Here is a 22,011-nt window from a genome sequence, read left to right on the forward strand (position 1 = left end):
CATATTGAGAAGCTCACGACTAGTGCACAGCAACAATGATTAGTCCGGTATGTCCATCAATGCGTTGCCACCCTTGCAACACTTCAGCAAAACGGACAGGCCCTGTAACAGGGACGGCTCCCGCACGATCGTCAGGTGGTCCGCCGATACTGTCTCGGTATGGGCAAGTTCAGCACATAACGCTAACCCGCGTTGAAGTGCCTGAGCGCGCCCCGCTGGCTCACTGGCCCACCAACTGTGCACCGGGGTATGCAATGCCGGCAGCTGATAACCCCAACACAAATCCCGCAAATGTTGCTCCACAGCCCAGGCATGCAATAACTGCGCAGCACTGTCTGCCACCGCCGCCTCAATCGATTGCGTAGCCAGCCACTGTGTAAAGTTCTGCGGCCATTGCGCGGGCTTGCTGTCACGCAAACGCGCCATGCAATCGTCTAACGCGGTAGCGGGCGCGCAAGTCAGTAGCATGCCCAAATGTGCACGCAAGGTTTGTTGTGCCTGTGGCGACGACCACTGATCTTCCGGCACTTCGTGACCCGGCACATAGGTATCCAGCAGCCCCACAAAGGCTACCTCTTCACCGGCTTGCTCCAATCGGTGGGCAAGCTCCATGGACATGGCGCCTCCCATGGACCAGCCCAATAAATAGTACGGGCCTTCAGGTTGCGCCTGGCGCACCGTGCGGTAATACCGCTCTACCATTTCACTCAACGACGGATCGAACCAGCCGGACTCGAGGAAGCTGCGTGATTGCAAGCCACGCACCTGCCACTGCCCTTCCAGGCTGGCGGCCAGCGCTTGATAACCGGTTGTGCGCCCCGTCACGGGATGGGGGCACCACAACACCGGCGTATCTGCACTGCTATTCAGCACGGTTACCAACGCCGGGTCGGCCCGCGCTTCCTGTGGTGAGTCGGCCAGGTCCAACAAGACAAGCAGCTCCTGCCGATAACGACTGCACAAGTGCTGTACTTGCTGGCGCGGGTAATGGCTGCGAGCAAAATCCCAAACCAACCCCAGCTTGCCCGCCACCACCTGACCATTAATGGCCAGCGGCGCAGCCATGGGGTTGTCCTCTGCCTGAGCCTTACCGCCGCCCGACAAAGGAGTGAAACCCTGAATCAACGCATCATTGTGATACTGGCCAAGATAGTTGAACGTCACTGGCGCATCGGTGCTGTCGTTAAGCGGACTGTCGGCAAGATAGCGCAGTGCGCCATAGCCCACGCCGCCGTCAGCCTCGGTATTTGCCAGCTGTTGCGAGACCGCAAAAAGATTCCGGCGCGGGTCGCCGTCGAACGGCAACCTCAGCGGGAAGAGGCTGGTGAACCAACCCAGGGTACGGCTCAAATCCAAACCGGGAGCCAGGCGCGTTTCACGGCCATGGCCTTCCAGATTAATAACGAGCTGATTGTCTTGTGAGGGCGACTCGCTGCCAACCTCAGGGGCGGAACGCACCGCCAGCGAGGCGCCCATAGCGGAAGGTTTCAACGTCCGGGTGAGCGCCGTCAGCAATAGAGCGGGAACGGACACGCCCAACTTAACAGGCGCGTCCTGCAGCAACCTGCGGGTATCATCCTTGCCCAACGACAAGGCCACGCTTTCCTTTTCCGCAAAGGTGGGCAGGGCACTGTCTATTTTTTCCGGCTGTTGTCCCTGCCAGAACGGCAAACGTGCTTCCCCTTTACTCTGCAGCCATTGCTCCAGCGCCTGGTGCCAATCGCTCAAATTATGGCTACGCTCCGGCAGGGTTATCGCCGCGCCCGTTAAGGCTTGCCCATAGGCATTGAGCAGGTCATCCAACAAAATACGCCAAGATACGCCATCCACTGCAAGGTGATGAATCACCAATAACATTCGATCCGGTTGCTGCGGCGTTTGCACGTAAAGGACACGAAACAGTTCACCGGTTTCAATATTCAGGCTTTGCTGAGTCTGCTCGCACAGGGTCTCGACCGCCGCTTCGTCAGCAGCCTGGCACCACCACAATAATTCATCGCAGGGCCTGTCCGCCGACAAACAGGTTTGCCTCCAGCCATTCGCCTCATAAGTAAACTGCAGACGTAACGCGTCGTGCTGCCGGTAGAGCGCCTGCAAGGTAACATTCAGTGCTTGGCGATCCATGGGCGCATCCAACGCCAACCACAAATGTTGGTTCCAGTGACTAGGGCTAGGCGGTCTCAGGGAAAAGAAATGCTGTTGAATGGGCAGAAGACCAAGCTCACCCTGCAAGGGCTGCTGGGAAATAATCGAGGCCTCTGCGTTCACTGCGCACGCCGCCAGATCGTGTAATCGCGGGTGTTCAAAAAGGTCCTTAGGCGTTAATGCCAAGCCCTGTTGCCGAGCACGGCTGACCACCTGCAAAGCCAAAATGGAATCGCCGCCCAGGGCAAAGAAATTATCATCACGACTCACCCCTTTTCGGCCCAGCAGAGACTGCCAAATGTCCGCAAGTACCTTTTCGTTATCGGTTTGCGGCGGCGCCCCTTCACTGGCCGTGTGCCACTGCGCTACCGGCAGGGCTTTGCGATCCACTTTACCCGCCGGTGTCAGCGGCATGGCTTCCAGCGTGATTAACTGGCTAGGCACCATGTAGTCCGGCAGCGACTCAGACAGGGCAGCCAGAATCGTTTGTGGCTCATGCTCACCGGGGACAGAGTGCGCTGCATTGCGCATCACAATGTAGCCAACCAATCTATCACCGGTGGGGGAAGGCTGTGCCACCACGACGGCTTCACGAATCTGTTCATGGCCCAGTAGCTGGCTTTCAATTTCTCCCAGCTCAATGCGGAAACCGCGAATTTTTACCTGCTGATCCACCCGCCCCAGGTATTCCATTACCCCGTCGTCGCGGTACTTCACTAAATCTCCGGTGCGGTACATGCGCTCACCGGGTTCGCCAAACGGGTCAGGCAAAAACCGTTCGGCGGTCAGGTCTGGGCGCTGATGATAGCCACGGGCCAGCCCCACTTCGTTACCGATATACAGCTCGCCCGCCACGCCCACAGGAACACGGTTTAAATCCTGATCCAGCACGTAAAGTTTTCGCGGCCCCACCGCATGACCAATGGGCGCGTAGGCGCTGCTCAGCGTATCGCCTTCATAGGCCGCCCACAGCATCGGCGTTACCACGGTTTCTGTCGGGCCGTAACCGTTGAGAATGCGTTGCGGCTTTAATACCTGCTGCATCCGCTCGAAGGTTTCCCGAGTAAACGCTTCACCGCCCAATGTCCAGGAACGCACGTTCAACGGCGGCTTTTCTTGCTCAATCCAGTCCAGCAGCGGCCCCATGTAACTGGGTGGAATGCAAGCGATGGTGACGCCTTCTTTTTGCAACGCATCGCAAGTTTGTTGCGCACTCCATAATTGCTGATCCCGAATTACCACCCGCGAGCCAAAGGCCAGCGGCACTGTCCAGCGCTCCACCGCGCCATCAAAACTAATGGACGCAAACTGCAGCTCCACATCATCCGGCGTCATGCCGTAGCGCTTACCGATCGTTTGCACATGCATGCTCAGCCCGGCATGGGTCAACGACACGCCTTTAGGCTTACCGGTGGAGCCGGAGGTGTAAATTACATAGGCGAGCTGGTCTGGGTGCGGCTCGTTATTCAACGCATTCGCAGGGAAATCGTTCAGCGACAAACGATCGACCGCCACTGGAGCAACCGTTGCAACCTCAGGCAGAACCCCAATCAACGCTGAAGAGGTAAGCAACAAGCGGGCACCGCTGTCTTTGAGCATGTAATGCAGACGATCTTTCGGATAGCCCGGGTCCAACGGCAGGAAGGCGCCACCGGCTTTCATCACCGCAATAAAGGCTTCCACCATGGTGACGCCGCGTTCGAACGACACCCCCACCACTTGATCCGCTTTCACGCCTTGGCCCATCAAGTAACGGGCCAGCTGATTAGAGCGCGCGTCCAGTTCGGCAAACGACACGCGAGTGCCACCGTGCACTAGCGCAATGGCATCGCCCCGCTCTGCCGCCTGCTGCGAGAATAAGGACACAAAACTCGTCGCTTGCCACTCGCCTTCACCCTGACCCCACTCTTGCAGTCTGGACACATCGCTTTCTGCCACACTGATCGAGCCTAACGTGTGCTGGCCCTGACTGAATGCGGTCAACACCTGATTCATAGCCTGTTTCAGGCGCTCTACCGTTTCTGAATGAAAGCGATCGGCAGCATAGGTCAGCGTCAACAATAAGGCGCCGCCTTCACCCTCATGGGCATCAAGCCCCAGATCAAACAACGCATGCGGCACCCCCTGAGCCAGCGGCACAATGGTGACGTTGTCGCTGAGATTTCTCGCCTTTGTATCACGCCGTTGATAATTGAACAGAACCTGAAAAAGCGGCGTCTCGCCCGGCTCCCGCTGTGGCGCCAAGAAAGCCACCAGTTGATCGAACGGCAGCGCCTGATGAGCCTGGGCATCCAGCATAGTCTGGTGCAGTTGGGTTACCCATTGATTCACCGTAAACGCCGCCCGAGGCTTACCCCGTAGCACCAAGGTATTCACAAAAAAACCCACCAGCGCGTCTACCTCGGCGCGCTCCCGGTTGGCCACCGGAACACCCACCGGAATATCACGACGGCCACTCACAGACGCCAGAGCCCATTGCCATGCCGCCAGCACCACCGTGAACAATGTTGTGTCGTTATCCCGCGCCAGCGCTTGTAACGGCCCCTGTAAATGGGCCGGCACAGACCACTGCACACTGGCGGCGGAACGCAAGGCGGTCTGTGCCGGCGCCCTATCATGGGCAATCAGCAAGGGTGGCTGGGCCCTCTCCTGTTGATCATGGCCCAGTTGTTCACGCCAATAGCTGAGTTGCCGATCCCGTTCACCGGCATCCAACCAGGCCTTCTGCCAAAGCGCGTAATCCGCATACTGAATAGCCAGGGCTGGCAACGGGGAGTCACTGAGATACGCCCGCGCCAAGTCCGCAAAGAACACATCCATGGACCAGCCATCGGACACCAGGTGATGCATCACCAGCTGCAACCGCCAGCATTGCTCAGACAGCTGCAGCAATTGCACCCGCAAGGGAGAATCACTGCCCAGCACAAAGAGACGGCTAGCGTGTTCATCCGCAAGGGTCTGCCGGTCACCATCATCCAGCGCGCGTGCATCCCGCTGCTCAACCGTCAGGGTGTCGGCGACAATACGCTGGTAACCTTCACCATCCTCTTCTACAAAACGGGTGCGCAGGCTCTCATGTCGGCGAACCACCGCATCCATGGCGCGTAACAAGCGCGGCACATCCAATGGCCCGTTAAGCTCAAAAGCAGCACTCAAGTGGTAGGCGGTGTTTGCTGGCTCCAACTGATGAATCGTCCACAGCCGCTGCTGGGCTGGCGCCAGTGGGATACGACCTGGGCGGTTACCGGCGACAATAGGCAGGCGCTCGAAGGGAATACCTTTCTCGCCCAGTTTTTGTAGAAAAACCGCCTGCTTTGTTTCATCCAGCGCCATAAAACGCCGGGCCAGTGCCGCCTTATCCAGGCTCATACTTCACTCCAGATCATAAATCTTCCAGGTCATCGAGAAGATCGGCCATGGCCGACAGATCCTCTTGCTCTTGCTGTTTGGCTTCGCCGTTGTTCTCGTCTACCCGTGCAGCCAACGCCTGCAGCGTGTCCGCCTCAAATAACGCACGCAGGGGAACATCCACCCCCCAGCAATCACGCAGCGCAGCAACGACGCGTGTGGCTAACAGCGAGTGCCCGCCGAGGACAAAGAAATTGTCATCCAGCCCCACACGGGGTTGCCCCAACAGCTCTTCCCACAGCGAAGCCAATTGCTGTTCGGTTTCGGTTTGTGGAGCACGGTATTCACGGGCTTGCCATTGCGGTGCAGGTAACGCCTTGCGATCCAGCTTGCCGTTGGGGGATAACGGCAGAGCCTCCAGAACCATAAACAGTGCGGGAACCATGTACTCGGGCAATGCATCCGCAAGGGCCTGTTGCCAGACTTCACGGTTATCGCTATCGGCGCTCACATACGCCACCAACTGATCACCGGTATCACTGTGATCAGCAACAACAACCGCATCATTTACATCCGGCAATTGCTTCAGTTGTTGTTCGATTTCACCCAGCTCGATGCGTAGGCCACGAATCTTCACCTGATGGTCAAGGCGGCCCAGATATTCAATGATGCCATCGCCCCGTTGGCGCACCTGATCACCCGTGCGATACATGCGGCTGCCTGCGTCACCGTAGGGGTTAGGCACAAAACGTTCCGCAGTCAGATCCGAACGACCAAAATACCCACGCGCCAACCCTATACCCGCTAGATACAACTCACCGGGAACCCCACGGGGCACCGGATTAAGATCCGTATCCAACACATACAATTGGATATTGCTAATCGGTGCACCAATGGGCACGGTATGCCCGCCTTCCGGCTGGCATTGCCAGAAACTCACATCAATGGCAGCCTCGGTTGGGCCGTATAGGTTATGCAGTTCAACATCATCACGGCTGGTGAACACGGCTTTCTGCAGTTCCATATCCAGCGCTTCGCCGCTACAGATCAAGCGCTTGAGCCGCGGCACATTTTGCAACCCGGAGGCATCCACAAACGCTTTCAGCATGGATGGCACAAAGTGCAGTGTGGTAACACCTTCATCGGCCATTACCTGCTGCAACCACTGCGGGTCACCATGGGCCTGCGGCGGCGCCACCGCCAACCGTGCGCCAACCATCAACGGCCAGAAAAACTCCCACACGGACACATCAAAGCTGAAGGGCGTTTTTTGCAATACACAGTCCGCAGCCTGCAACGGATATTCGTTCTGCATCCACAGCAACCGGTTTTCCAGCGCTGCCTGAGTATTGAGCACACCCTTGGGCTTACCTGTGGAGCCGGAGGTATAGATCACATAAACCGCCTGATCTGGATGCCACTGCACCGGGGGCGGCGTTGTCGGCTGATCGCTCACATCCAGTTCATCCAGGCACCACATGGGCACCGCTTTGGGCCAACCGCCCAGCAGGCTGCTGTGGGTCAGCAGCAAGGCCGGCGAAGACGCCTCTAAAATGTAGCTCAGGCGATCCTGCGGGTAACTCGGATCCAACGGGACATAGGCGCCACCCGCACGGGTGATGGCAAGAATGCCGATGACCAGCTCCAGCGAACGGGGCAAGCCGATGGCCACTCGCACCTCCTCTTTCACCCCCGCACGGCGCAGTCGGTTAGCCAGTTGATTCACCTTGCGGTCCAGTTGCGCGTAACTGAGTTGTTGCTCACCCATGCTCAAGGCGACGGCATCGGGAGTGCGGCCCGCCTGCTGACTCAGACGCTTGGGCAGTGCAGTAAAATCGCCCCAGTCTTTTTCGGTGTGATTGAAGTGCTGTTGGTCACTGATTTCTTCAGCCGTCAGTAAAGCCGTGTCGGCCAGCAGCTGCTGCGGGTCATTGAGCAACGCCTCAAGCAAAATAAAGAAATGGTCTCGCAGGCGCGCAATGGTTTGCGGTTTAAACAGCGCAGTGGCATAACCAATAAAACCCTGCAGCTGTTCATCGTCTTCCAAAATATCCAGCGCCAATTCGAACTGGGCACCGGCCGCGCCAGGGTCGAACGGCGTGATCACCGCTTCCGGCCATTGGGGAGCAAACGTCTGACTGAGGCGTTGATGATTGAAGACCACCTGAAACAGAGGGTGACGATCCAGATTCCGATCAACCCCGAGCGCATCCACCAACACCTCAAAAGGCAACGATTGACGCCCCTGGGCTTTACCCATAAACCGCTGAGTCGCCGCCACATGCTGGGCAAACGATTGCGGTTGTTGGTAAGTCGCTGGGACTACCAGGGTGTTAATAAAGCAGCCCTGCAAGTTTTCAGTTTGCGACTGCAAGCGACCGGCCACCGGCACACCAACCCGCACCTGTGCTTGGCCACTGTAACGATGCAATAAGGTCTGCCAGACAGTGAGTAACAAGGTCGAGACGGTAGAACCCAACTCGCTGGCCCGTTGCTTGAGCTGCGTCAGCTGTCGATCACTGATCGACACTGGCAAGCGAGCGCCCCCGTTTTCATTCTCAGGCAGAGCACCACGGGGGAAATCCGTGGGCAAGGCCAGCGGCTCGCCGCCATCACCCAACTGCTTAACCCACCACCGGGTCTGGGCTCGGGCCTCGTCGCTATTCAGCCATTGCTGCTGCCAGGCCGCGTAATCTGCGTACTGGATGGCCGCTGGGGAAGGCACTAGGCGTGCCCCCTGATGAGCAAGCCGGTACAGTTTGCTCAACTCCGCCAACAGCAATTGCATGGAAATTCCATCACCGATGATGTGATGCTGCACCAACATCAGCTGATAACGTTGCGCCGAGAGCTTCACAACCTGCACGCGCAATAACGCATCCGCCGCCAGATCGAATGGTTTGGTCAGCACCTCATGCTGACAACGATGCACATCCTCTGAGCTGGCTTCATCGCTCAAATCTTGCCACTGAACAATCACCGCTGCGTCATCAAGAATACGCTGACGAGGCTCCCCGCCCACATCCACAAAACGGGTCCGCAAGCTTTCATGGTTGGCCACCAAGGTATCCACCGCCTGCTGCAGCGCTGCTTGATGCAGTTCACCGCGCACCTCCAGACCCAGCGGCATATGGTACGCACCGTTTTTCGGCTCCAGCTGCTGCACGAACCAGAGCCGCCGCTGGGCCGCAGAACAAGGCAAATCGCCATGGCGAGGCACCGGCTGAATGTCCGGCATGGCATTCGCCGGCTGACACAACAATGCACATTGCCTCAGCAAAGGTTGCTCGAAAATACGGTTTAGGGGCAGGTCCAGCTGGTGCTGATGGCGCAGCCGGTTAACCATCTGCACCGCTAATAATGAATGCCCACCCAGATTAAAGAAGTGATCATCGCGGCTGATTTTTTCCTGCCCCAACAGGGATTGCCAAATCTCAGCAAGCAACGTTTCCGTGCCGGCTTGTGGCGCGTCACCAGCACGGCTCGCCTGCCATTGAGGCAGGGGTAATGCCTTGCGGTTCACCTTGCCCGCCGGTGTCAGCGGCATGGCTTCCAGGGTTAATAAATGGCTGGGCACCATATAGTCCGGCAGGCTCTCTGCCAGCGTGGCAATCAGTGCATCGGTACTGAGCGGACCGCGCGGCACCAAATAGCCTACCAGCCGGTCGCCCCCCGGTGACGGCTGAGCCAGCACCACCGCTTCGCGCACCTGTGGATGGGCCAGCAACCGGCTTTCAATTTCTCCCAGCTCAATGCGGAAACCGCGAATTTTTACCTGCTGATCCACCCGCCCCAGGTATTCCATTACCCCGTCGTCGCGGTACTTCACTAAATCTCCGGTGCGGTACATGCGCTCACCGGGTTCGCCAAACGGGTCAGGCAAAAACCGTTCGGCGGTCAGGTCTGGGCGCTGATGATAGCCACGGGCCAGCCCCACTTCGTTACCGATATACAGCTCGCCCGCCACGCCCACAGGAACACGGTTTAAATCCTGATCCAGCACGTAAAGTTTTCGCGGCCCCACCGCATGACCAATGGGCGCGTAGGCGCTGCTCAGCGTATCGCCTTCATAGGCCGCCCACAGCATCGGCGTTACCACGGTTTCTGTCGGGCCGTAACCGTTGAGAATGCGTTGTGGCTTTAATACCTGCTGCATCCGCTCGAAGGTTTCCCGAGTAAACGCTTCACCGCCCAATGTCCAGGAACGCACGTTCAACGGCGGCTTTTCTTGCTCAATCCAGTCCAGCAGCGGCCCCATGTAACTGGGTGGAATGCAAGCGATGGTGACGCCTTCTTTTTGCAACGCATCGCAAGTTTGTTGCGCACTCCATAATTGCTGATCCCGAATTACCACCCGCGAGCCAAAGGCCAGCGGCACTGTCCAGCGCTCCACCGCGCCATCAAAACTAATGGACGCAAACTGCAGCTCCACATCATCCGGCGTCATGCCGTAGCGCTTACCGATCGTTTGCACATGCATGCTCAGCCCGGCATGGGTCAACGACACGCCTTTAGGCTTACCGGTGGAACCGGAGGTGTAAATTACATAGGCGAGCTGGTCTGGGTGCGGCTCGTTATTCAACGCATTCGCAGGGAAATCGTTCAGCGACAAACGATCGACCGCCACTGGAGCAACCGTTGCAACCTCAGGCAGAACCCCAATCAACGCTGAAGAGGTAAGCAACAAGCGGGCACCGCTGTCTTTGAGCATGTAATGCAGACGATCTTTCGGATAGCCCGGGTCCAACGGCAGGAAGGCGCCACCGGCTTTCATCACCGCAATAAAGGCTTCCACCATGGTAACGCCGCGTTCGAACGACACCCCCACCACTTGATCCGCTTTCACGCCTTGGCCCATCAAGTAACGGGCCAGCTGATTAGAGCGCGCGTCCAGTTCGGCAAACGACACGCGAGTGCCACCGTGCACCAGCGCAATGGCATCACCGCGTTTGGCGGCCTGTTGCGAGAACAGGGAAACGAAGCTATCCGCAACCCACTCACCCCCACCCTGACTCCACTGTTGCAATGGGGCGGCATCGTCACCCAGCGCATTCAGTTCGGCCAAGGTCATGCCCTCGGATTGAGACAACGCCAGCAACGTTCGCTTAAAGGCGCTGGCCATGCGCTCCACCAACGGCACCGGCAACGCTTGGCTATCGTGGGCGAACAACATTTGCAGGTGATCGCCGGGCAACACTGCCACAGTCAACGGGTAATGAGTGAACTCGTGGCTGGTGGGAGTCCCCAATTGCAATTCACTCTGCCCACCCCCCAAAAGAGATTCATCTAGCGGGTAGTTTTCAAACACCAACAAGGTGTCGAACAACCCCTCCCCGCCCCAGCCGGCATCCTGTTGCACTTCGAACAATGGCGCGTGGCCCTGTTCCCGTAGCGCCGCATTGTCCGCCTGCAATTGCATCAACCAGTCCGCCACCGGTTGTTCGCCATGCAGAGGCACAGTCATGGGTAGGGTATTAATAAACAGCCCCAGCATACTGTCGCTGCCTGCCAATTCCGCCGGTCGACCCGCTACCGTATTACCGAAGACCACTCGCTGCTGGCCGGTAAAACGGCCCAGCACCCGTGCCCAGGCGGCTTGCACCAGGGTATTGATGGTCAACCCTTTGTCACGGGCGGCTTGGCGCAGGCCATCGCTGGTGGCCGCATCAAATTCGATGGGGTGCCGGCGAAACGCGCCTTTCTCCCCCGTCCCCACGGCGTCCACCAGCCGGGTGGGCAGCTGCACCGGCGACAGGTACTGTTGCCAAAATGCTCGAGTGACGGCCCGGTCCTGCTGCTGCAACCAAGCCAGATAATCCGCATAGCTTTTCGTCATCGCCGCCAGTGTCTTGCCGTGATACAGAGCCATCAATTCTGTGAGCAGCAGCCCGGTGCTCCAGCCATCCATGAGGATATGGTGCAGTGTCAGCACGCACTCAAACCGGTCTTCGCTGGTACGCAACAAGTCGACTTTCCACAGCGGCGCCGCTTGCAAGTCGAACCCATTTTCCCGCCGCTGCTTGCACCACTTATCCAGCGCCGATGCACTATCACCTTCACCGCGCAGATCCAGCTCACACCAGGGCAGCTTCACCTGCTGCGTAGACCAAACCGCTTGATGGCGATCGTCTGCCTGCGCTGCAGGCAGCAAACTTGTGCGCAACACACCATGGCGTTCCAGTAGTGTCTGCCAGGCCTGGCACATCCGGGCTGGCTGTACTCCGGTGAGCGGCAACACCAGTTGGTTTACATAGGTGCTGTTGTTACCACTTAACTGGGAATGAAATAGCAGCCCTGATTGCAACGGCGACAGGGGCAAAATTTGCTGCGGACGGTCATGTAGGGCGTCCAGTTGCATTTGGGTTAGCGATGCCAGAGGCATATCCGCCGGGGTTAGCACCGGGGCCTGCGTGGCACAGTGCCGTGCCAAACGTTCGCACTGCTCCAGCCACTGGCTTACCAGCCTATCACCCTGCCCCTGGGAGAGAGATTCACCATCTACATTCACCTGAATGCGCAAGGCGCCGTTTTGTTGATCTGCGTTGATCACCAATGGCGCATCGGCCAGAGCATCCGTTTCCTGCCACAGGCCTGCGTCCATTAACGACACGCCGGGCATATCATCGTGCCGGAACTGACCAAGATAATTGAACAGCACATCCAGGCGGTGGTCCCCATCCTCCAGTTTGCCGTGCTGGACCAGCAAGCCATACGCCAACCCACCATTGGCGGGCTGGCGCAATTGTTCTTTTTGCTGCTTGATGGTGGCCGTCAGATCCTCGGCACGATCTAGCCGTTGGGGATACAAACTGGTCAACCAGCCCACCGTACGACTTAAGTCCACCGCGGCATCACCGGCTGCCCGACCATGGCTTTCCCGGTGAATGCGTACCGCATTGCGACCACTGAAATCGGCCAGAGTCTGGGCCAGCGCGATAAGCAAAAATTCTTCCAGATTTAACGAGGCATAACGGTCAGCGCTATGCTGCCAGCGGCTCAATGTCTGGGCATCGGTTTGCCGATCAATACGTGAAGCGACGCCACCTTGCACCGTGGAAAATAATGGTGGCATGGGCTCACACACCGCTTGCCAGTAAGGCAACGCTTGTTCTGCCTGCGGCAGAAAGTGCTGGTCCAGTATCTCCTGCCAATCGCGCAAAGTGTGTGTCTTACGCGGCAAGGAGGCCTTTCCGCTTACTTCAATTTGCTGGTAAGCCGTAAAAAAATCTTCCAACAAAATACGCCAAGACACCCCATCCACCGCCAAATGGTGAATGCTAAGCAACAACTGCGGGGAAGCCCCAGTAACATACAGCGCACCCAATAAGGTGCCCTTCGCCGGATTCAGGCTGCGCTGCACAGCGATCATCTGAGCTTCGATGGCGGCACTATCGTCACTGTCTATCTGTTGCAACAACGGCGCGTCATTCACCGGCAGGCAATACGCTGTTCCCACCTGTTGATTATCGAACTGAACACGCAGCGCATCGTGTTGCGCCACCAACCTCTGCAACGCCTGTTCCAGCACCTGCGCATCAAAATGTTTTTGCACCGAAAAGCGCAAATATTGATTGCAAGCGGACAACCCTCGCTGCTGAATAAAACGCTGTTGAATCGGCAATAAAGACACCGGGCCAGACAAGGGCTCTTGGCTGGCCATGGTGACATTCACCGGGTCCGCCACTGCGGCCTGCTGACTCAGCACCGGGTGTTCAAAAAGGTCTTTAGGCGTTAATGCCAAGCCCTGTTGCCGAGCACGGCTGACCACCTGCAAAGCCAAAATGGAATCGCCGCCCAGGGCAAAGAAGTTGTCATCACGACTCACGCCTTCTCGGCCCAGCAGAGACTGCCAAATGTCCGCAAGCATCTTTTCGTTATCGGTTTGCGGCGGCGCCCCTTCACTGGCCGTGTGCCACTGCGCTACCGGCAGGGCTTTGCGATCCACTTTACCCGCCGGCGTCAGCGGCATGGCTTCCAGCGTGATTAACTGGCTAGGCACCATGGAGTCCGGCAGCGACTCAGACAGGGCAGCCAGAATCGTTTGTGGATCATGCTCACGGGGGACAGAGTGCGCTGCATTGCGCATCACAATGTAGCCAACCAATCTATCACCGGTGGGGGAAGGCTGTGCCACCACGGCGGCTTCACGAATCTGTTCATGGCCCAGTAGCTGGCTTTCAATTTCTCCCAGCTCAATGCGGAAACCGCGAATTTTTACCTGCTGATCCACCCGCCCCAGGTATTCCATTACCCCGTCGTCGCGGTACTTCACTAAATCTCCGGTGCGGTACATGCGCTCACCGGGTTCGCCAAACGGGTCAGGCAAAAACCGTTCGGCGGTCAGGTCTGGGCGCTGATGATAGCCACGGGCCAGCCCCACTTCGTTACCGATATACAGCTCGCCCGCCACGCCCACAGGAACACGGTTTAAATCCTGATCCAGCACGTAAAGTTTTCGCGGCCCCACCGCATGACCAATGGGCGCGTAGGCGCTGCTCAGCGTATCGCCTTCATAGGCCGCCCACAGCATCGGCGTTACCACGGTTTCTGTCGGGCCGTAACCGTTGAGAATGCGTTGCGGCTTTAATACCTGCTGCATCCGCTCGAAGGTTTCCCGAGTAAACGCTTCACCGCCCAATGTCCAGGAACGCACTTTCAACGGTGGCTTTTCTTGCTCAATCCAGTCCAGCAGCGGCCCCACATAACTGGGCGGAAAGCAGGCGATGGTGACTCCTTCTTCCTGCAGCACCTCACAGCATTTTTCAGCGCTCCACAATGCTTGATCGCGAATCACTACCCGCGAGCCAAAGGCCAGCGGCACTGTCCAGCGCTCCACCGCGCCATCAAAACTAATGGACGCAAACTGCAGCTCCACATCATCCGGCGTCATGCCGTAGCGCTCACCGATCGTTTGTACATGCATGCTCAGCCCGGCATGGGTCAACGACACGCCTTTAGGCTTACCGGTGGAGCCGGAGGTGTAAATTACATAGGCGAGCTGGTCTGGGTGCGGTTCTTCGTTAAGGATGCCGTAGGCAAAATCGTCCAGCGAAAGCTCATCGACCGCAATGGGGTTAACGGCTTCAACGCTCGGCAGGGTGTCGACCAGGTCAGAGGAGGTGAGCAGCAGGCTCGCGCCACTGTCTTCCAGCATGTAGCGCAAACGATCGGCGGGATACCCCGGGTCCAGCGGTAGAAAAGCACCACCGGCTTTCATCACCGCAATAAAGGCTTCCACCATGGTGACGCCACGTTCGAACGACACCCCCACCACTTGATCCGCTTTCACGCCTTGGCCCATCAAGTAACGGGCCAGCTGATTAGATCGCGCTTCCAGTTCGGCAAACGACACGCGAGTGCCACCGTGCACTAGCGCAATGGCATCGCCCCGCTTTGCCGCCTGCTGCGAGAATAAGGACACAAAATTCGTCGCTTGCCACTCGCCTTCACCCTGACCCCACTCTTGCAGTAAAGCTACGTCACCCGGGACCAGTGCGGCGCTTTCTGTCAACGGTAACGCGGGGGCTTGCAGCCACTGATCCAGCACCTGCTCAAAACCAGCGACCATTCGCTCAGCGAAAGCATCATCGAAAATACCCTCACCATAAACCAAACGTAGCGTCAGGCCGCCGTGTTCATCTGGCCAGGCATCCAGCACTAGATCAAATGGCGTCTCCGTTACCGGTAGATCTTCCACCCGCACCAGCAGGTTTCCCAAGTTTAAGCTCAACCCCTTGCCCTGCTGACGATAGTTAAACGCCACTTGGAACAAAGGGTGACTTCCAGCACGACGGGAATCACTGAGCTCATCGACAATTTTCTCGAAGGGAATATCTCGATGTTTTTTTGCGTTACTCAATGCATGGTGAATATGGGCAATCCAATCACTGACTGATTGGGCTGGCAACACTTCGCCCTGCACCACCAGATTATTGACAAAAAATCCCATCAAAAGCTGGTTACTGCTATTACGGTTCGCGCTGGGCACGCCAACGCGAACTAATGACTGCCCTGATATGCGAAAGAGCAGATACTGCAGCACCGAAAGCAATACCGTGAAGCGACTAACCCCCTGCGTTCTGGAAAACTTTTTCAGTCGCTGCGTTTGCTCAATGCTAAGGGAGAAATCGCGATAGCGCGCCGCGTTGGATACCCCACTTTGTGGTGACAGACGCGGCAACGCCAGCGGCTCACCTTCGTGCTCCAGCGTTTCAACCCAGTACTCTAGCTGTGATTTCGCGTTCTCACTGGCAAGCCACTGCACTTCGGTTTTCACCCAATCCAGATAGCGGGTTTCCAGTGACGGTAGCTTAGGCTCTAAACCCTCCCGCAAGGCGCTATAGGCATACAGAAATTCCTGCATGAATACGCCCAGAGACCAGGCGTCGCCCACAATATGGTGTAGGGAAATCAGCAGCACGTGTCGCTGCTCATTCAATTTTACCAACCGATACCGCATCAACGAATCCGTCTCCAGATCAAACGGCGTCGCATTAAACTCATGGCCCAACGCATAAGCGGCCGCCACCGGATCCGCCCTATTACTAACGTCCTCGCACTGCAAGACCCGGTCTTCATGTGGCGCAATTCTTTGCCACCCCTGCCCATCGCGTTCGGCAAATTGCACCCGCACAATATCTTGCCGTGCAATCACATAATTAATGGTCTGCTCGAGTGCTTCTGGGTTTAATTCTCCCTCCAGCCACAGCATGGCGCCAAGGTTATACGCCGTACTCTGCGCAGAGAGCCGCGTGAAAAGCCACAAGCGTTGTTGTGAACAGGAAAGCGGGGCCCAGTCCGGCCCCGGGTTTAGATTTTCGTTGGCAGACCAGGTCATATCAGCTCCTTGGCGTTAGGGCAGGCGCAAGAGAAATCAGGACGCTCGCGCATCACGCAGGCGACGTGGGCGCTGATCCGTCCAACTCTGATTAATATGCTCAAGACATTCAGTCTTGTTGCCAGTGACACCAACGGTTTTCCAACCTGCCGGAACCGGACGATAGGTAGGCCAGATGCTGTACTGTTCTTGGTCATTGATGACGACGGTGAATTCCGTTTCAGGATTATCAATACTCATGGCTTCCTCGCCGGTGACAGGATGAATAACAACGCGTGCAAGCGCTGAAAGCTCAAACACGCAACACTCTATTTTCGAGGGGGTGATCTAAAGGCTAGCTTCACGCAATACCTGAACACTCTCACGAGCACTCAAATCGTCTATTTCCTGCAAACGGCCAGCGTCCATTTTCAACAAGCGATCTGCACGATCGAAGTAATGATCATCGTGAGTAATGGCAATAATGGTTTTACCGGTAGCCTGCAGCCGGGGCAGCAGATCGAGATAAAAAAACTGCCGGAACTGCGGATCCTGGTCCGCTGCCCATTCATCCAGCAATAAACAGTCTCGGCTTTCCACCACCGCCATTAACAGTGCCAGACGTTTGCGCTGACCTTGGGAGAAACGGATATCGCTAAGTCGCCCGTCTTGCTCGCGTACCTTGTGCTGCATCCCCAAGGTGGCCAACCAAGCATCCACGTCTGCGCTAGCCACGTCTGTCCCATCGCCTTTGAGCAAGCGACTGAACAAATGGAAGTCGGTAAAAACAGAAGAGAAAAGCTGTCGAAAAGCCACCCGGGTTGATTCCGTAACGGGCTCGCCATCGACTATCAGCTCACCCTGCTGAGGCCGATACAATCCCGTCAGCAAACGCGCAAAAGTGCTCTTACCACTACCATTGCCCCCTTGCACAAAAATCAGTTCCCCACGACGGATAGTGATATCCAGCGGCCCCACCGCAAAACCTGGTGCTCCGTCCTGCTCTGGGTAGTGGTAACACACGCCCTGCAAGCTAAGAGTCCTGAAGCCGGACAGCGTATTGCTGGTGCTTTGCAGAAGGTCAGCAGAATCAGCAGCCAGTTGCAGCCCGGCTAGCTTGCGCAAAGACACCCGTGCCGACAGCAGTGTTGGCAAGGCCGCCACCGCACCAATCAACGGTGTACGCAGTAACAGAATCGTCAGCGCAAAAATCGACGCAGTATTAGCATCAGCCCACCCTTGACCAACCGCCAGATAAAACAGCACACCAATCAACGCCAGCACCAGCACATTGGCCATATTGCCCGCCAGACCGTTATAGATATCCGCCCGAGTAACATGATCCCGGTAGGCGCGGGCATGGCCATCAAACTCTTCATCAAAAAAACGGGCGGCTCGAGGCCGGTTCAATGCCAGCTCCTTGCGGCCATCAATCATGGCCTGATAATCCTGATACAGGTGGTCGTCCCCTTCGCGCACCTTGCCAATATGGAAATTGATACGGCCAACCAACCAGACCCCCATCACAGCGGTTGCCAGCAACCAGACCACGGTAACCACAAACAATCCCGGCGCCAGCCAGGCAAGCCATCCCAGAGCCGCCACACTAAGCGCCGCGCCGTAAACCAGTTCTGGCAGATGGACAAAGGCAATGGTCAGGTTACGCAGGTCGGTGCTCAACGCTGCCAGCAGATGCGGCCCTCCCACTTTTTCCAACTGCTCGATGTCTGTTGCCAGCACTCGACGCACCAGATCCCTGCGTAAGCCATAGACCATCCTGTGGCCAAGCACATGCAAGGTCACCTGTGCCAAGGTAGCGGTGACAAATAACGCCACTAACAGCAAAACGAACTGCAGCAATACAACGGGCAGATCAGCGCCTCCGGCCAGTAAGCGCTGACTGATGAAGGCTAACACCGCGACGCTAAGCACAGCGCTCAACACACTCAGCACCGCCACTGCTGCAAAGGCTTTTTTTCGACTGGAAAACAATAGGCCCATAAGCGTCATGAGGATGTCCGCCTCCTTGGACAGGGAACAGCTACAGAAGAGAATCGCAATGATATTGATTCTTATTTATAAATCAACTTTATTTTCAGCCCGCTAATCCCATTTGGGCCATTCTTCTTGCCGCTACGCCCTGTGTACTGGCACGTCTCGTCATTGCCGAAAAGTGTCCTGCTCAATACCATTAGGTAACAGCACAGGACTTATTCATGACTCAGCAGATCACCGCACGCGGCCAACGACGGCGCCAGGCCTTACTTGATGCCGCCACACATACCTTCCTACAGCACGGTTACGCACGCACCACGCTAGATATGATCATTGCTGAAGCAGGCGGCTCACGCCGCAGCCTGTATGAATATTTTGGTGACAAACGGGGACTGTTCAGCGCGATCATCACTCATCACGCTCACAAGATGGTTCACGATATTCGCAACCTAGAGGTGGACGACCTACCCGCCCAGGAAGGCCTTGAGCTGCTGGGGCATGCTTTCGTCAAAGCATTGACGGATCCGATTAACTTGGAACTGTACCGCTTGCTGATTGCAGAAGGGGCCGCTTTTGCGGAACTCGGAGAAACGGTATATGCGGCCGGGCCTCAATTTTTACAGGAACAATTACAGCTTTACCTCCAGTGCCTTCACGACCGCGGACAACTCCCCGGCCCCAGCCCTAGCGATCATGCTGCCCGGCAGTTTTTCGGGATGGTCAAGGCGGACTTTCAACTCTGTGCTCTATTGGTCCCCAGCCAGCTTCCCGATGAAACAGCGATCACTGCACATATCCGTAGCTGTGTGACGCTTTTGTTGAACAACCGCTAGTCCCACCATAGGCACCAGCTATCTGCCAAGCATACATTGCAGATAGCCGTCATCATGGCCTTGAGGGCTAATATGGTAATAAGAAGAATGTGACAGGATTCACAACATGCGGAAAATTATACTGACGCTGCTGGCAACGTGTTTGCCGGTTACCGCCAGCTACGCCGGTGGCATGGATACATTGTTCCTCGAACAAGTCTACCCTAATGGCGGCTCTACTCTTTATTGTCAGGAACCTTTCCAACTCGGTGATCGCATTTTAGTAACGCAGATTTACGATGAGCGCCGTCTAGCACAACACTTTGGTTGCAGAAGTAGCCGTCTTTGCAGAAACAATCCGCAGTTCACTGATATTTACCAGGACCGCCATGCCCTTTTCCCCGTTACCCGCCTCGCCGAACTAGATCGTCGGCGGACCCTGTTTGGCGATTTACCCGATACAACGAATAAAAATGCTCATTGCGGTTACAAACAATCTTTCCAAGTGTTCGAGCCCCCGGTAAACGCCAAAGGTGACGTGGCACGGGCCATGCTCTATCTCCACGAGCGTTACGAATTGCCCCTGCTAGGCACGCTGGAAATGTACCAACGCTGGAGCAGGGAGGACCCCGTTACTGACGAAGAGCGCCAACGCAATAATGTGATTGAAAAACTGCAGGGTAACCGCAACCCCTTCATTGATAATCCAGCCCAAGCACAACGCCTACAGGGCAGCTCACCGCTGAACATGCAGTTTCCATAGAGGGGTTCAAAGTTGAAACGTGAACACTTTACTCAACGCTTTTAACGCAAGAGGCCGCACCCAAACACAGGGCGCGGCCTCTTGATTTCAGTACGGGGAAATTGCTCCCGCGTTCTAACGTTGAACCTTCAACTTGTCACTCAGAACTGTTCCGCGTCCAGGCTCATCATGGCATCTGCACCGCTATTCAGCTGGGCAGCCAGTGATTGGGCCTTTGGCAGTACACGCTGAAAGTAGTATTGCCCGGTGATACGTTTGGCTTTAGCGAAGTCATCATCACGGTCATCGGTGGCCGCTAGCATCTGCGCCCACAGCCATGCGTAGAGCACATAACCAAAGATATCCAGGTACTCCACCGCAGCAGCGCTGATCGCATCCGGGTTGTTGCCGGCCTGGGCCAGCAGTGTATCGGTGGAAGATTTCAGCAATAGCAAAGCCGCTTGCAGGTCGTCTTTTACTGCGGCTAGCTGCGCATTATCGGCATTAGCATCCACCCAGGCCTGGGCATCGGCCAGGAAAGCATCCACGGATTTACCACCGTTGCGGACCACTTTACGGCCAGCTAAGTCCAACGCTTGAATACCGTTAGTGCCTTCGTAGATCTGGGAAATACGGCAATCGCGAACAAACTGCTCCATACCCCATTCACGAATATAACCGTGGCCCCCAAATACCTGCTGCCCGGTAATGGTGGTGTCCAGGCCTCGATCGGTAAAGAAAGCTTTAGCGACCGGCGTCAACAGCGCCACCCGATCCTCCGCTTTCTTCTTGGCCTCCGCGTCTTCGCTGAACTTAGACGTATCCAGCTGCATGCCCACATAGGCTGCCAGCGCACGGCCTCCTTCATTGATGGCGCGCATGTTCATCAGCATGCGACGCACATCACCGTGCACAATGATCGGATCCGCCGGTCCTTGCGGGTTTTTCGCACCGGTGGCGCTGCGACCTTGTAGGCGCTCTCGCGCATATTCCACAGCACTCTGGTAGCTAACTTCACCCAACCCCAAGCCCTGTAGCCCGATGGACAGTCGCTCGTAGTTCATCATAGTGAACATGCACGCCAGCCCCTGGTTCGGCTCACCGATAATCCAGCCTTTGGCATCGTCGAAGTTCATAACACAGGTGGCAGAGCCCTTGATCCCCATCTTATGTTCGATGGAACCACAGGTGACACCGTTGGCCTCACCCGGATTGTTGTCCGCGTCAGGCAAAAACTTGGGCACCAGGAACAGGGAGATCCCTTTGGAGCCTGCTGGCGCATCCGGCAACTTAGCCAGCACCAGATGGACATGGTTGCCGGTCAGGTCATGTTCACCACCGGTGATAAAAATCTTGGTGCCGGTAATGTTGAACGAGCCATCATCGTTAGGCACAGCCTTGGTCCGTAGAATACCCAGGTCTGTCCCGGAATGCGGCTCAGTCAGGCACATGGTGCCACTCCACTCACCGCTATAAAGCTTGGGTAAGTACTGCGACTTGAGTTCTTCGCAAGCGTGGGCATCCACCGCTAGGCACGCACCACTGGTTAGTGCCGGATACAAGGCAAACGAAGAACAAGCGCTGTGCATCATTTCTTCAAAAAGCACCGCCAATGACTTGGGCATACCCTGGCCACCAAACTCCGGGTTACCGGAAAATGCGCTCCAACCATTTTCGGCAAAGGTCTTGAATGCTTCCTTGAAACCATCCGGGGTAGTCACCGCCCCATCGGTCCAAGTGCAGCCCTGCTCATCGCTGTTACGATTCAGCGGGAACAGCAAGCCTTCGGTCATTTTGCCCGCTTCTTCCAGAATCGCATCGGACAAATCCTGAGTCACCTCTGCGGTGGCCGGCATGGAGGCCCAGAGTTGATCCGCTTTGAACACATCGTTGAGAACAAAACGCATGTCCTCGAGGGGGGCTTTATAAGTCGCCATTTGCACGTCTCCCGAAAGTTGGCAGGATGCGAATTTTAGGCAGCCCTGCAGCTGGGTGACAGGCTTATTTGTGACCCAGCGTTCACATTACGTATTTTGCTTTATGGCATTGCAACCAGCTCTCAGCACACCACTGACTGCCTAGCCCGAGACAAACAGTACCCCCTAAGCGCATCAAATTGGTGCGCCATAGCGCACCAATTAAAACCACTCACC

The 22,011-nt window shown here is 56.6% G+C and carries 7 protein-coding genes; 2 read left to right on the forward strand and 5 right to left on the reverse strand.

Annotation, left to right across the window (positions count from 1 at the left end):
* Positions 1 to 39: 39 nt before the first annotated feature.
* The 4 genes from AS19_RS10690 to AS19_RS10705 all read right to left on the reverse strand — a co-directional run bounded on the left by AS19_RS10690 (position 40) and on the right by AS19_RS10705 (position 18,319).
* The gene (locus AS19_RS10690) at positions 40 to 5,514 is read right to left on the reverse strand and encodes a non-ribosomal peptide synthetase (protein ID WP_046962065.1); all 5,475 of its coding nucleotides are present in this window, start codon (positions 5,512 to 5,514) and stop codon (positions 40 to 42) included.
* 13 nt (positions 5,515 to 5,527) lie between these two features.
* A complete protein-coding gene (locus AS19_RS10695) occupies positions 5,528 to 16,330 on the reverse strand; it encodes a non-ribosomal peptide synthetase (RefSeq protein ID WP_046962066.1) in 10,803 nt (3,600 codons plus the stop codon).
* Positions 16,331 to 16,366: 36 nt separating this feature from the next.
* Positions 16,367 to 16,570 carry an MbtH family protein gene (locus AS19_RS10700; RefSeq protein WP_011589372.1) on the reverse strand — a complete coding sequence of 68 codons (204 nt, stop codon included), beginning with the start codon at positions 16,568 to 16,570 and terminating at the stop codon, positions 16,367 to 16,369.
* 87 nt (positions 16,571 to 16,657) lie between these two features.
* The gene (locus tag AS19_RS10705) at positions 16,658 to 18,319 is read right to left on the reverse strand and encodes a multidrug ABC transporter permease/ATP-binding protein (RefSeq protein ID WP_046962067.1); all 1,662 of its coding nucleotides are present in this window, start codon (positions 18,317 to 18,319) and stop codon (positions 16,658 to 16,660) included.
* Between the two features lie 206 nt (positions 18,320 to 18,525).
* Between AS19_RS10705 and AS19_RS10710 the strand changes: the two genes are divergently transcribed.
* On the forward strand, positions 18,526 to 19,137 hold the full coding sequence (locus tag AS19_RS10710; protein WP_011589374.1) for a TetR/AcrR family transcriptional regulator: 612 nt from the start codon (positions 18,526 to 18,528) through the stop codon (positions 19,135 to 19,137).
* 106 nt (positions 19,138 to 19,243) lie between these two features.
* Positions 19,244 to 19,879 (forward strand): endonuclease, encoded by a 636-nt coding sequence (locus AS19_RS10715; RefSeq protein ID WP_011589375.1) that lies wholly within the window; start codon positions 19,244 to 19,246, stop codon positions 19,877 to 19,879.
* A gap of 140 nt (positions 19,880 to 20,019) precedes the next feature.
* On the opposite strand, the gene AS19_RS10720 is transcribed toward AS19_RS10715, so the two are convergent.
* Positions 20,020 to 21,795, reverse strand: coding sequence for an acyl-CoA dehydrogenase C-terminal domain-containing protein (locus AS19_RS10720; RefSeq protein WP_035458790.1), 1,776 nt, complete (start codon positions 21,793 to 21,795; stop codon positions 20,020 to 20,022).
* Positions 21,796 to 22,011: the final 216 nt, after the last annotated feature.

Origin of the sequence: Alcanivorax sp. NBRC 101098, assembly GCF_001010505.1 — a bacterium.
Taxonomy (GTDB): domain Bacteria; phylum Pseudomonadota; class Gammaproteobacteria; order Pseudomonadales; family Alcanivoracaceae; genus Alcanivorax; species Alcanivorax borkumensis.